We start from the raw sequence: 13,975 nt of genomic DNA, 5'->3' as shown, positions 1-13,975 counted from the left end.
GGGGCAGGGGCTGCTTTTGGCTTTGCAGTGAGCGCTGAAGCAAATCCCCCGCGCCATTGAGCCGAGTTCAGGCCTCGTACCACGCAAGGCGCAGCCCCCTTCTCAAAGGGGCGATTTCGACGGCGGCTTTTTTGCTGACGATGCGGCGCGGGGAAATCGGGTGTTCGGAGCGAGCCCTTGATCGAAGCCAAGTCTCTACCCTTCAACCGCGCCCCGGCCCAACAATCGCATCGACAGCGCGCGCAGCGCGGCGGGTTTGAGCGGCTTGGGCAGGAAGCTCCAGCCGCGTTCGGTAGCGCGCGGGCGCAGGGTGGGGTCGGCGTCGGCCGACATCAGCACCACCGGCGGCATGCGCTCCCACTCGGCTTCCAGTTGGACGGCCAGTTCGAAGCCGGTGCTTTCGCCGAGACGATAATCGAGCAGCAATAGTTCCGGCATGCTCAGCGACGCGGCCATGTGCAGGGCGCCGGCCGCGTCGGCGGCAGTGTCGACATGGCAGCCCCAGTCGCTGAGCAGCCTTTGCGCGGCTTGTCGCGAATGCGGGTCGTCGTCGATCACCCATACGCGCCGACCGCGGAGCAGCGGGTCGAGGTCGAGCACCGCATCGCTGTCGTGGGTTTGGTCCGAGGCCGCGGCCGCGACCGGTTCGGTTTGCGTAGCCGAATACGGCACTTCCACCGAGAACACGCTGCCGCGGCCCGGCCACGATCGCACTGCGATACGGTGGCCGAGCAATTGGGCGACACGACGTACGATCGCCAGGCCCAGCCCGGCGCCGCGCGCCGGCGCCTCGACGCCGAGGTCCAGGCGCTGGAATTCCTCGAAGATCAGCTCGAGTTTGTTGGCCGGAATGCCGGGGCCGGTGTCCCAGACCTCGATGCGCAGGCTGTCGCCCAGGCGCCGCGCGCCGAGCACGATGCGGCCGTCGCGCGGGGTGAATTGCAAGGCGTTGGACAGGAAGTTCTGCACGATCCGGCGCAGCAGCACTTCGTCGCTGTCGACCACGGCGCTGGACGCGATGCAGTGCAGGCGCAGGCCGCGCGACTCGGCCAGGATGCGGAACTGACTGTCGATGGTGGCGAACACGCGCGCCAAGGGCAGGGCGCCGCGGCGCACTTCCAGCGCGCCGGATTCCAGGCGCGAGATATCGAGCAGGCTCGACAGAATGTCGTCCTGCGCCGCCAGCGCGGCCTCGATATGGTCGGTGAGTTCGCGGCCTTCGTCGTCGACGCGGCGGCGCAGCGACGACAAGTACATGCGCGCCGCGTTCAAGGGCTGCAACAGGTCGTGCACGGCCGCGGCGACGAAGCGGGTCTTGGAGCGGTTGGCGCGTTCGGCTTCGCCCTTGGCGGTCTGCAGGTCGCTGGTGCGCTGTTCGATACCGCGTTCGAGACTGTCGGCGAGCGTGCGCAGATCGCGCGCGGCCTGTTTGTAGGCGGTGATGTCGGCATAGCTGGTGACGAAGCCGCCGTCGGGCATGGGATTGCCGCGGATCTCGATGACGGTGCCGTCGGGGCGCTCGCGTTCGTGCAGATACGGCTGGCCGCGCTGCAAGTGATCGAGGCGGCGGCGGATCGCGTCTTCGGGATCGCTGCCGAGCAGGCCGCGGCGGGCGTTGTAGCGGATCAGGTCCTCGATCGGCCGCCCGACCTGCAGCAGCTCGGGCGGGTAGCGGAACAACTCGGCGTAACGCTGATTCCAGGCGACCAGGCGCAGTTGCGAATCGACCACGCTGACGCCTTGCGGCAGATGCTCCAGGCTGTGGCCTTCGCCGAGACTGGCCTGGCGTGCGGCCTGGACGACGCCGTCCTGCGCCGTGCGCAAGGCCTCGGCGTGGTGCTCGACCATCTTTTCCAGTTCCTGCCGGCTGCGCAGGCGCAGGGTCGCGATGCGATGACGCTGCAGAATCAGCAAGGCCAGCGAGACCAGCAACAACCAGCCGCCGGCGGCGACCGCGCGCGCGATCCAGGCGGTGCGCAGGCTCGGCGTGGTGTCGCGCAGTAGGTGCAGGGTCCAGTTCTCGCGCGGCAGGTGCAGCGATTGCCACAGCATCGGCTCGCGCATGGCCGGGTCGCGCAGGCGCACTACGCGCGCGCCGCCGCCGATGTCGCGTTCGAGGCGGATCGAAGCCAAACGTAGCGATTGCCCCTGGTATTGGCGGGTGAGCTGCAGTTCGCGGCGTTGCGCCGCGGTCGGCGGTTCCAGCATGCGATAACGCCATTGCGGTTTCGCGCTGAGGAACACCACGCCGTTGGCGTCGCTGAGCAATACCAGGTCGCCGCGCTCGCTCCAGTCCGAACGGATGTCTTCGAGTTCGACCTTGACCGCGACTGCGCCGACCGCGCCGCCGCGTTCGTCATGAATCGCGCGGGCGATGAAATGGCCGGGCACGTGGGTGGTCACGCCGATCGCGTAGAACTCGCCGGTGCCTTCGGTCATCGCCCTTTGGAAGTACGGACGGAAAGCGTAGGAATGGCCGACGTTGCTGTTCGACCCGGCCCAGTTGCTCGCGGCGATGCCGATGCCGTTGCCGTCGATCAGGGTCAGGGTGCTGGTGCGGTTGGCGAAGTTGAGCTGGACCAGGCGTTCGTTGGCGCGCTGGCGCTGCAGCTTGTCGTCCGGGTTGGCGAGGGTGGCGCGCAGCTGCGGATCGAGCGACAGCACCGCCGGCATGATCCGGTAGCGGTCGATGTGCTGTTCGATGACCTGGGCGCGCTGATCGAGCAGGGCGCGCGCTTCGGTGGCCTGGCGCTGCAGCGCCTGCGAATAGGCCACGCGCCCGGCGACCAGCATCGCCAGCAACAGCACGGCCAGGATCGCGGCGATCCATAGCGCGGTCTTGAGCTGGCGGGGGCGGGGAATCAAGGTGGCGGGGCTCGTTGGGGCCTCGGTGCAAGACTAACCGGTTTGGGGTGGAGGCCGGAGTGGCGCCGACTGCCGAAGCCAAGACCACATCGACGCAAGCTGCCGACAACTCTGCGTTCCCTCAGAAATGCACCTGCGCCCGCACCTCCAACACGTCCGGGTCCGCCGACAGCACGCCCTTGTCGTCCGACACGCGCACGTAATTGGCCTGGAACTTGAAATGCGTGGTCAGGTACCAGTTCACGCCGAGGGTCAGGTCGCGCTGGCGGCCGCCGGCGATGCCGCCGTCGTCGAGGTCCACTTCGCCGTAGCGCGCGAGCAGTTCGACCGCGCCATAGCCGTGCGCCGGTTTGATGTTGGCGACGTTGTTGTTGCTGTAGGGTCGCGTTTCGCCGGTCAGCACCCAACTGCCGGTGACGTAATAGCCCTTGGCGGTGAAATCGCGCGCGCCGTTGTCGCGTTCGGCGCTGGCGCGCAGGTATTCGGCCTGCAGCGACCAGGGGCCGTCGATCCACAGCGCTTCCAGGCCGTTGCGCACGATGCGGTCGGTGTTGCGCAGGCTGCCCGAGTCGACCAGGCGTACCGCCGTGAGTCCGTTCTCCGGGCGCGCGCGGAACCGCGCCGACGGGCCGAAGTAGGCGCCGCGTCCGTCGCGGAAGCCGTGCGGGTTTTCGACCGAACCGGTCAGGCCCAGGTGCACGACGCGATTCTTGTCCTTGACCGGCGTCCACACCGCGCGTGCCGCGGCGGTGGTGCCGGGGTTGTCGCCCTGCAGATCGTGACCGAAAAAGTAGGCGGTGCTCACGGCATAGCGCGGCCGCTCCAGCGACCACTCCACGCCGGTGCGGCGGCCCTGGAACATCGCCTGCGAGGCTGCCGACAGTTCCATCATGCTGGCGGTGCGCGAAGCCGCCACGCTTTCCATGCTGACCGGCGTCTTGAAATAGCCGACCCGCAATTTGCCGTAATCGGCGCCGAACAAGGCCTTGGTTTCCAGGCGCAGGGCGACGTCGAGCCAGAGCTTGGATTCGAAGTCCATCACCGCGGTGAAATCGTAGACGTCCTTTTTCTTCAGGCCGATTCCGAATTCGCGGCGACGGTAGTGGCCGTCGTCGCTGAGCGCGGTCGCTGCCGTGCCGTAGCCGCGGTCGCCGGAAAAATCGACCACGTCGTAGGCGAAGTTGCCGGTGGCCGACACCTCGGTGCCGTTGCCGAAGCTGTACTTGGTCGGCCAATCGTCGAAACCGGCGGCCTGGGCGGCGCAGGCGGCGGACGACAACAACACGGCGGACAGGGCGAGGGCGAGATGATCGGGACGCGGCATCGAGGCGGGCTCCAGGGTCGTGCGGCAGCCGTCCTGGCAGCAGCGTGCCGTGCCGGACGCGATGCGTCCGGCTGCGGCGATGGCTAGGGAGGGGGTGTTGCTAAGGGGGGTACTGAGGGCTCAGGCGGTCTTGTCGGCCAACGGCGCGTGGCTGTCCGAGGGCAGGGCGGCGTCGAGCTCGATCGCGCTCGGCGGGTTGAGCAGCTCATGGTTGAGCTTGTCTCGGTCGAGCTCGTTCTCCCAGCGCGCCACCACGATGGTGGCGACGCCGTTGCCGATGAAGTTGGTCAATGCGCGCGCTTCGCTCATGAAGCGGTCGATGCCGAGGATCAGCGCCAAGCCCGCGACCGGCACCGCCGGCACCACGGTCAGGGTCGCGGCGAGGGTGATGAAGCCGGCGCCGGTGACGCCGGAGGCGCCCTTGGAGGTCAACATCGCCACCGCGAGCAGGGTCAGTTCCTGGGTCAGGGTCAGGTCGACGTTGAGCGCCTGGGCGATGAAGATCGTCGCCATCGTCAGGTAGATGTTGGTGCCGTCGAGGTTGAAGGAATAACCGCTCGGCACCACCAGGCCGACCACCGGCTTGGAACAGCCCAGGCGTTCGAGCTTGCGCATCAGCGGCACCAGTGCCGACTCCGACGACGAGGTGCCGAGCACCAGCAGCAGCTCGTCGCGGATGTAGCGGATGAAGCGCAGGATGCTGAAGCCGGTGAAGTGGGCGATGGTGCCGAGCACGACCAGGATGAACACCGCGCAGGTCAGGTAGAAGCTGCCCATCAGGCGCGCCAGCGGGCCGAGCGAGTCGACGCCGTACTTGCCGATGGTGAAGGCCATCGCCGCGCCGGCGCCGATCGGGGCCAGCTTCATGATCATGCTCATCATGCCGAAGAACACCTTCGACACCGACTCGAACAGGTCGATGACTTTCTCGCCGGTCTTGCCGATGTGCAGCAGGGCGAAGCCGAACAACACCGCCAGCAGCAGCACCTGCAACAGATCGCCGTTGCCGGTGAAGGCGTCGGTGAAGGTCTTGGGAATGATGTGCAGGAGGAACTCGACCGTGCTCTGGTCCTTGGCCGCGGCGGCGTATTTCTCGACCGCGCTCGCGTCCAGGGTGGCCGGGTCGGCGTTGAAGCCGGCGCCGGGCTTGAGCGTGTTGACCACGATCAGGCCGATCACCAGGGCTATCGTCGAAACCACTTCGAAATAGAGGATGGCCTTCACGCCGACGCGGCCGACCTTCTTGACGTCGGAGACGCCGGCGATGCCGAGCACCACGGTCAGGAAGATGATCGGCGCGATCAGCATCTTGATCAGCGAAATGAAGCCATCGCCCAGCGGTTTGAGCTTGACCGCGAAGTCGGGGAAGAAGTGGCCGACCACGCCGCCCAGGAGAATGGCGCCGAGCACCCAGAGGTAGAAACGCGAGCCGGACTTTTTCATGGCGGGTACTCAGGCGAGGAACGAGTGGAGAGGAACGAGCGACGAGCGAAGCGGGGGGCTCAGTCGCGGTCGATGTGGGAGTGCTTGCGGGTGTCGGGCATCAGGGTGTAGACCAGCAGCGAGCAGGCGATGCAGGCGCTGACGTACCAGAAGAAGCCGGTCTCCATGCCGATCTTCTTGAACCACAGCGCGACCGGCTCGGCGGTGCCGCCGAACAGGGCGACGGTGAGCGCATAGGGCAGGCCGACGCCGAGCGCGCGGATCTCGACCGGGAACAGCTCGGCCTTCACCACCGCATTGATCGCGGTGTAGCCGCTGACCGCGCTGAGCAGGATCATGATCAGCCAGAACGCCTGCATCGGCGTCTGCGCGTCCTGGATCAGGTGCATCACCGGCACCGTCAGCACCGTGCCGAGCACGCCGAAAGCGATCAGCAGTGGGCGCCGGCCGATGCGGTCGGACAGGGCGCCGACCAGCGGCTGCATCAGCATGTAGACGAACAGGGTCGCGGCGTTGATCAGCGACGCGGTTTCCTTGTCGAAGCCGGTGCTGATGGTGAGGAACTTCAACATGTAGTTGGTGTAGGTGTAGAACGCCAGGGTGCCGCCCATGGTCAGGCCGATCACCGTCAACACCGCGCGCGGGTGCTGCATCAGGGTGCGCAGCGAGCCTTCCTTGCGCAGCGGGGTGTCGCTGGCCTTGAGCTTGGTGAAGGATTCGGTTTCCTGCATGTTGCGGCGCAGGTACAGGGCGATCACCGCGGCTAGGGCGCCGATCGCGAACGGGATACGCCAGCCCCAGGACTTGAGCTGCTCGTCGTCGAGCACGAACTGCTGCAGCACGATCAGCACCATCAGGGCGAGCAACTGGCCCATGATCAGGGTGACGTAGAGGAAGCTCGACCAGAAGCCGCGATTTTCGCGCGAGGACATCTCGCTGAGGTAGGTCGCCGAGCTGCCGTATTCGCCGCCGACGCTGAGCCCCTGCAGCAGGCGCGCGAACACCAACAGGATCGGCGCGAAGATGCCGAGGGTCTCGTAGCCCGGGGTGAAGGTGATGATCAGCGAGCCGGTGCACATCATCAGCACCGATAGCATCAGCGCCGCCTTGCGGCCGCGGCGGTCGGCGTAGCGGCCGAACACCCAGCCGCCGAGCGGGCGCATCAGAAAGCCGACGGCGAAGATCGCCGCGGCATTGAGCGCTTGCGAGATACTGTCGCCCTTGGGGAAGAACACGTGGGCGAAGTACAGCGAGAACGCGCTGTAGACGTACCAGTCGTAGTACTCGACCAAGTTGCCGATCGATCCGGAGAAGATCGACTTCAGGCGCTGGCTGGGGCTCATGGCCGGTGCGCTGGCAAGGAAGGTGTCGGCGGTGGTAGCGCTCACGGCGGCTCCTGGTTGGGTAGGGACGGCGCCGGATCGTTCGATGCGGAGGCATCGCGGAACGGCCATGGCACGACGGCGGCACGTCCCTGCGCCCGTTGCCGATGGTGGGCGCGCGGCCGGCCGCGACCAATAGCACCTTAGGGTTAGGGCCGGCCGAGGCCGTGCCAAAGGCCGGAAATGCAGGCGATCCGGTGCATTCGGCCTATGCGGATCGACCGCGGCGAGGGGCTTTGGCGTCGTGACCGCGGTCGATGAATCCGCGGACCGCGCCATCGGGGAAATGCAGGCGATAAGACCGGATCGGCGTCGCGGCGCAGCCGCACTCGCGCCTCGCAGCGGCATCGCGGGCGCAGCCTCGCCATCTTCGCGTCATCTGCGACCGCCATCCTTGCCGGCTGTGATCGATGCCCCTTTGGAGATGTGCGAATGAAACGAGCCCACGCAACGCCGACCCTGGTGCTGGCGATCTGGTCGGCGCTGGCGATGCTGCCGGTCCAGGCCGCCGCTCTCGAAACCGCCGGTCTCGATACCGCCGCCCTCGATGCTGCGGCCGATGCCGCCGCCGACAGCGACGCGACCACGCTCGACGCGGTGTCGGTGATCGGCATGGGCGAAACCCGCCAAGTCCAGCGCATCAAGCGCGCCGACATGGAGCTGCCGGCCCCGGGCACCAGCGCACAGAAGATCCTCAACAAGCTGCCGGGCATCTCGGTGCAGTCCAACGACGTCTACGGCGCCAACGAGGAATCCCAGACCATCAGCCTGCGCGGCTTTAATCAGCGCCTGCTGGGCTATACGCTCGACGGCATCCCGCTCGGCGACAACAGCTACGGCAATTACAACGGCCTGGGGATCAGCCGCGCCCTGATCGGCGAGAACCTCGCCGGCGCCGAACTCGCCGCTGGCGTGGGTTCGCTCGGCACCGCCTCGACCAGCAACCTCGGCGGCACCCTGCAGTATTTCTCGGCCGACCCCGAGGCCGAGTTCGGGCTGCGCCTGGCTCAGACCTTCGGCAGCGACAAAACCCGCCGCACCTATGCGCGCCTGGACACCGGCGAGCACGGCGGCTTCTCGATGTATCTGTCCGGCTCGATCCTCAGCGCCGATATGTGGTCGGCGCCGGGCGACAACCAGGACCAGAACCAGGTCAACCTCAAGGCGGTCTACAACTTCGGCGACGGCCACCGCATCAGCGCCTACCTCGCCAGCGCCGAGACCAGCCAGGCCAACTTCGCCTATCTGTCCAAGGGTCTGCTCGCGCGCGGCGCCGGATGGGACTGGAACCTGTACAAGCCCGATTGGCAGCGCGCCCTGGCCGCGGCCTATTGCGCGCCGCGCCCGTGGCCGGCGCGCCAGCACCTCGCTGGCGACAAACGCTGCGCCTTCAGCGGCCCGGCCAACAGCATCGACGACGCCTACTACGCCAGCCGAGCCCTGCGCACCGACCACCTCGCCGCGATCGCCGGCGAGTTCAATCTCGGCGAAGGCGTGCAGCTGAAGTCGCAGGCCTACTACCACGACAACCGCGGCCAGGGCCATTGGTGGTCGCCGGGCAATTACTCCTATCCGAACACGTCCAAGGCGATCCCGATCTCGATCCGCAGCACCAACTACGGCATCAACCGCTACGGTGCGATGGCCTCGTTGAACTGGGAGATCGGCAACCACCGCATCGAAGGCGGCTTCTGGTACGAGAGCAACCACCACGACGTACAGCGCAATTTCTACTTCATCGAAGGCCCGGTCAACGACGACCGCTATCTGCGCGACCCGGATCGCCGCCTGTTCTTCCAGAAGTACCGCATCAACACGCGCCAGGCCTATCTGCAGGACACCATCAGCCTGCTCGACGGGCGCATGACCCTCGACATCGGCGCCAAGAGCACCCGGGTCGACATGCGTGCGCGCCAGGTCGCGCCGTCGACCATGGAAGTGCCTAACGCGACCGGTCGCCTGAAGACCGACAAGAGCTTCCTGCCGCAGCTGGGCATCGGCTACAAGCTCGGCGAAGGCCAGGAGCTGTTCGCCGCCTACACCCGCAACGTCGCCGCTTTCGTCGGCGGCGGCGCCGGCGGCCCGCTGGCGATCAACCAGGCCGCGTTCGATGCGCAGAAAGACAGCCTCGACCCCGAGGAGTCGCGCACCATCGAAGCCGGCTACCGCCGCGTCGGCGAGACCTACCAGGCTTCGTTGAGCCTGTACGCGGTGCGTTTCGACAACCGTCTGCTGTCGTTGAACCCTTGTTCGAGCATCGAAGCCGGTACCCGCCCGGAGTGCATCACCAAGTTCTTCAACGTCGGCTCGGTCGACAGCGTCGGCAGCGAGCTGGTCTTCATCTGGAAACCCAGCGAACAGTTCCAGTGGTACAACGCCTTGTCGTGGAACAAGTCGACCTACCAGGACAACTACATCGACGCCGGCCGCGAGATCCAGACCCGCGACAAGCGCGTGGTCGACGTGCCCGACAAGATGCTGTCGAGCGAAGTCAGCTACCGCAACGGCCCCTGGCTGCTGAGCCTGAGCGGCAAGTACACCGGCAAGCGCTACTACACCTACACCAACGACAACGGCTTCGGCGGCTCGACCACCTTCGACGCTTCGGCCCGCTACACCTTCGGCGCGATGGGCCCGTTCCGGCAGTGGTCGGTGGCGCTCAATGGCAGCAACCTCACCGACAAACGCACCGCGAGTAATTTGACCGCGTTCAGCGCGGCCGACCCGCAGGGCAAGACCTTCGCCTTCCATGCGAACGCGCCGCGGCAGGTGTTTTTGACGATCGACGCGAGGTTCTGATCCGCTTTGCTTTGTTTTGCTTCTGTACTGTTTCCGCTTGGCTCTAGCTCTAGCGGTGTAGCTTTAGCTGTGCGTCGTCTAAGATTTGCGAAGGCAAAGGACACCCGAAGGGCGACGCGCATGGATGCGCGTCGTGCAACACCGGGACAAGGATGTCCCGTGTGTTGCATGCCTGCGTATGCGCCGAACATGCGGGCTTGTGATTCAAAGAAAAGCATTTTTCTTTGGTTAGCTTTCTTTTGTTGCTTATGACAAAAGAAAGTAACCCGGCCGCTTTAGCGGGCGGAAGCTCTGCACTTGCTTGAAGAAAGGAGCACAGCGAATCCTCCCCCGTAGGAGCGACGTGAGTCGCGACTGCGACCTCTCACTCGCGCCGATGCGGGCCGTAGCCCGTCAGGGTAGGAGCGGCGCGAGCCGCGACCGCGTTGTGGTGGTCTTGCGGCGCAACGCTCAAGCAAGATCTAGATCCAGATCCAGATCCAGATCCAGATCAAACGCTAAGAGCTTCCGCCACTAAAGCGGCGGGTTACTTTCTTTTGTCATAAGCAACAAAAGAAAGCTAACCAAAGAAAAATGCTTTTCTTTGAATCACAAGCCCGCACGAGCGGTGCATCCGCGGGGATTTTTCATGCGGGACATCCCTGTCCCGATGAAAAACGGCGCGCATCCCTGCGCGCCGCCCTTCGGGTCTTCTATTGCCTTCGCGAGTCTCAGGCTACGCACAGCTACAGCTACAGCTACAGCTACAGCTACGGCCAAGGCCACAGCCAAGGCCAAAGCGGAGGGGAGGCCACAACTAAGGCAGGGGCCGCGGCACTCCCGGGGCGAGCCTCCCGACCGGATCGCCAACGCCAAATCCCACCCATTCACACCCCACCAACACCCCTCCCTCTAGACCATGGTCGTAGCGCCACCCGCCGGCCGCTTGGTCTAGCCTGCGAGCGGTAGCCCCCAGGTCGCACGAGGCAGCCGCATGCGTGACGAGGTCGAGTCCTACGAAGCGTTCCACCGTCGCTCGATCGAGCAGCCCGAGGCGTTCTGGGCCGAGCAGGCGCAGGCGATCCATTGGCACAAGCCGCCGCAGCAGATCCTCGACTACTCGCGGCCGCCATTCCGGCGCTGGTTCATCGGCGGCGAAACCAATCTTTGCTACAACGCGGTCGATCGCCACCTGCAAGCGCGCGGCGAGCAGGCCGCCCTGATCGCGATTTCCAGCGAAACCGGATCGACGCGCGAGGTCAGTTACGCCGAATTGCATCGCGAAGTGAACACCTTCGCGGCGATCCTGAAGTCGCTCGACGTGGGGCGCGGCGACCGCGTGGTGATCTACATGCCGAACATGGCCGAGGCGGTGTTCGCCATGCTCGCCTGCGCGCGTATCGGCGCAGTGCATTCGGTGGTGTTCGGCGGCTTCGCCGCGCACAACCTGGCCCTGCGCATCGACGACGCCACGCCCAAGCTGTTGATCTGCGCCGACGCCGGCATGCGCGGCGGCAAAGTTATTCCCTACAAACCGCTGGTCGATGCCGCCTGCGCCGAGGCGCAATCGCCGCCGTCGCGGGTGTTGGTGGTCAGCCGCGGTCTGGACCCGGCGCTGACCCTCCTCGCCGGGCGCGACGTCGACCATGCCGCTCTGCGCGCCCGCCACGACGGCACCCAGGTCGAAATCGAATGGCTCGAATCCAACGAGCCCAGCTATCTGCTCTATACCTCCGGCACCACCGGCAAGCCCAAGGGCGTGCAACGCGACGTCGGCGGCTACGCGGTGGCGCTGGCCTTGTCGATGTGGTCGATCTACGACATCCGCGCCGGGCAGGTGATGTTCTCCACCTCCGACGTCGGTTGGGCGGTCGGCCACTCCTATAACGTCTACGGCCCGCTGATCGCCGGCGCGACGTCGGTGTTGTACGAAGGGCTGCCGACGAATCCGGACCCGGGCATCTGGTGGCGCATCTGCGAGCAATACGGCGTGCGCACCATGTTTTCCTCGCCGACCGGCATCCGCGTGCTGAAGAAGCAGGACGCGTCGTGGCTGAAGAAACACGACCTGTCGAAACTGCAATGGCTGTTCCTCGCCGGCGAACCGCTCGACGAGCCGACCGCGCACTGGATCACCGACGGCATCGGCAAGACCATCATCGACAACTACTGGCAGACAGAAACCGGGTGGCCGGTGCTGTCCCTGATGCCCGGGCTCGAGCTCAAGCCCGTCAAGTTCGGCTCGCCCGGGTTGCCGACGCCGGGCTATCACCTGCGGGTGATCGACGAGGCCACCGGCGCCGACGTCGGCCCGCGCGAGAAGGGCGTGCTGGTGATCGTGCCGCCGCTGCCGCCGGGTTGCATGACCACGGTCTGGAACGACGACGCCCGCTTCCTGTCGAGTTATTTCAGCCACTTCAAGGAGCTGCTGTACAGCTCGCTGGACTGGGCGATCCGCGACGAGGACGGCTACACCTTCATCCTCGGCCGCACCGACGACGTGATCAACGTCGCCGGCCATCGCCTCGGCACGCGCGAGATCGAGGAGTCCGTCGCCAGCCATGCCAGCGTCGCCGAGGCCGCGGTGATCGGCGTGCACGACGAGCTCAAGGGGCAGGTGCCGGTGGTGTTCGCGACGCTCAAGCAGTCCGCCGACCAGGACCCCGCCGGGGCCGCGGCCGGCATGCAGCGCTGCGTGGTCGAGCAGCTCGGTGCGGTCGCGCGGCCGGCGCGGGTGTACGTGGTCAATGCCCTGCCCAAGACGCGTTCGGGCAAGTTGCTGCGGCGCTCGATCCAGGCCCTGGCCGAAAGCCGCGACCCCGGCGACCTGTCGACCCTCGACGACCCGGCCGCGCTCGACGAGGTCCGCCGCGCCCTGGCGCGCGGGGCCGATGCCGGTAGTTGAGGGCAGGGGAGGATGGCGATAGGCTTCTTGACAGAACTTTTTCCGCAGTCGCGTTAGCATCGGCCCCAGTGTGCGGGTACGTCCGCTCTCATCGCCAAAAGCGAGGCAGAACGCGTAATGGATGCACTACAGGACAGCGCGCCAGGTTGGGATGCGATCGACCGGGCCTTGAGCCGGTTGTATCTGCGCCAGGAGCCCAAGCACTACGGTCCCCTGGTCGGCGACGGCAGCGAACCCTTGGCGGGCATCCGCGCCTACAAACGCATCACCCCGGTGCCGCACTGGCACTTCATCACCTACGGTTTCAGCGAGCTGTATCGCAAGACCTCCGACGATCCGCAGGTCAGCGGTTTCGGTTTCGAACTGACTTTCCGCCTCGCCAACCCGGACGACGCCGAAGCGCCGCCGGCCTGGGTGCCGGATTTCCTGCAGAACCTCGCCCGCTACGTGTTCGAGAGCGGCAACGCGTTCCACGCCGGGCATTACCTCAACGCCAACGGCCCGATCGCCGCCGACACCGCGACCCGCATCCAGGCGGTGGCGTTCGCGCCCGATCCCGAGCTGCCGGCGATCGAGACCGAGAACGGCCGGGTCGAGTTCCTGCAGGCGGTCGGCATCACCAACGAGGAAGAGTTCGCGCTCAAGCGTTGGTCGACGCTGCGGGTGCTGGAGGTCTTTCTCGATTACCTGCCGCTGTGGGTGACCGAGCTCGATCGCGAATCCCTGCTCGACGAGGTGCAGATCGCCGAGCGCCTGCACGAAGGCTCCATCCACGAAGGCTCGAGTTCGGCGATGGTCTATACCGAGCAACTGGAGTGGCGCCAGCAAAAACGCCTGCTGCGCCGGCCGATCACCGAAATCGCCCTGGACTCGCGCCAGGTCGGTGAGTTGCTCGCCTTGTTGCCGCTGCGTCTGCCGTTCGGGAAGCCCTTCAGCCTGATCGGCCCCACGGCGCGGATCGTGTTCGAGCCGGCGCAGCGCAACAGCGCGCAAGTCGCCGACGAAGCCCTGCATCTGCGCCTGAACGAGGCGACTTTGCGCAATCTGGTGGCCTGCCTGCGCACCCAGGAAGGGCGTTACCAGGTCGAAGGGCTCGACTCGGTCGAAGTGGTGGTGCGCAAGAGCGAAGGCCACGGCCACCACGACCGGGTGGAGCCGAAGCTCGGCTGAAGCCCCTGAGAGCCGGTCTGGGACCGCTGTCGCGGGCGTGGCCCGGGCGACTGTACGGGGCCGTCATCGGCGGGTCGGCGGGGCGGGTTAAAATGCCGGATCGCCCCG

Annotated in this window: 7 protein-coding genes; 3 read left to right on the top strand and 4 right to left on the bottom strand. The window is 66.3% G+C overall.

Translation table 11 applies throughout. The annotated features are described in order from the left end of the window. Positions 1-195: 195 nt before the first annotated feature. The 4 genes from GLA29479_RS14830 to GLA29479_RS14815 form a co-directional block, all read right to left on the bottom strand. On the bottom strand, positions 196-2,862 hold the full coding sequence (locus tag GLA29479_RS14830) for a hybrid sensor histidine kinase/response regulator (protein ID WP_057920166.1): 2,667 nt from the start codon (positions 2,860-2,862) through the stop codon (positions 196-198). A 124-nt stretch (positions 2,863-2,986) separates the two neighbouring features. Beyond that, complete coding sequence (locus GLA29479_RS14825) at positions 2,987-4,189, bottom strand: OprO/OprP family phosphate-selective porin (protein ID WP_057972060.1); 1,203 nt, start codon at positions 4,187-4,189, stop codon at positions 2,987-2,989. 120 nt (positions 4,190-4,309) lie between these two features. Further along, positions 4,310-5,632: a dicarboxylate/amino acid:cation symporter gene (locus GLA29479_RS14820; protein ID WP_057918886.1), complete on the bottom strand. Its 1,323-nt coding sequence runs from the start codon at positions 5,630-5,632 to the stop codon at positions 4,310-4,312. Positions 5,633-5,691: 59 nt separating this feature from the next. Beyond that, positions 5,692-7,020: an MFS transporter gene (locus GLA29479_RS14815; protein WP_237051678.1), complete on the bottom strand. Its 1,329-nt coding sequence runs from the start codon at positions 7,018-7,020 to the stop codon at positions 5,692-5,694. Between the two features lie 483 nt (positions 7,021-7,503). On the opposite strand from GLA29479_RS14815, the gene GLA29479_RS14810 reads away from it, so the two are divergent. The 3 genes from GLA29479_RS14810 (at position 7,504) to GLA29479_RS14800 (ending at position 13,867) form a co-directional block, all read left to right on the top strand. Beyond that, entirely contained in the window at positions 7,504-9,813 is a 2,310-nt protein-coding gene (locus tag GLA29479_RS14810) for a TonB-dependent receptor (protein ID WP_057973212.1), read from the top strand. A 973-nt stretch (positions 9,814-10,786) separates the two neighbouring features. Further along, on the top strand, positions 10,787-12,697 hold the full coding sequence (prpE, locus tag GLA29479_RS14805) for a propionate--CoA ligase (RefSeq protein WP_057972059.1): 1,911 nt from the start codon (positions 10,787-10,789) through the stop codon (positions 12,695-12,697). A 117-nt stretch (positions 12,698-12,814) separates the two neighbouring features. Then, the gene (locus GLA29479_RS14800; RefSeq protein ID WP_057972058.1) at positions 12,815-13,867 is read left to right on the top strand and encodes a suppressor of fused domain protein; all 1,053 of its coding nucleotides are present in this window, start codon (positions 12,815-12,817) and stop codon (positions 13,865-13,867) included. Positions 13,868-13,975: the final 108 nt, after the last annotated feature.

It is taken from the genome of Lysobacter antibioticus, from assembly GCF_001442535.1.
In the GTDB taxonomy this organism is placed as follows: domain Bacteria; phylum Pseudomonadota; class Gammaproteobacteria; order Xanthomonadales; family Xanthomonadaceae; genus Lysobacter; species Lysobacter antibioticus.
This window is presented reverse-complemented; position numbering and strand designations above follow the sequence as displayed.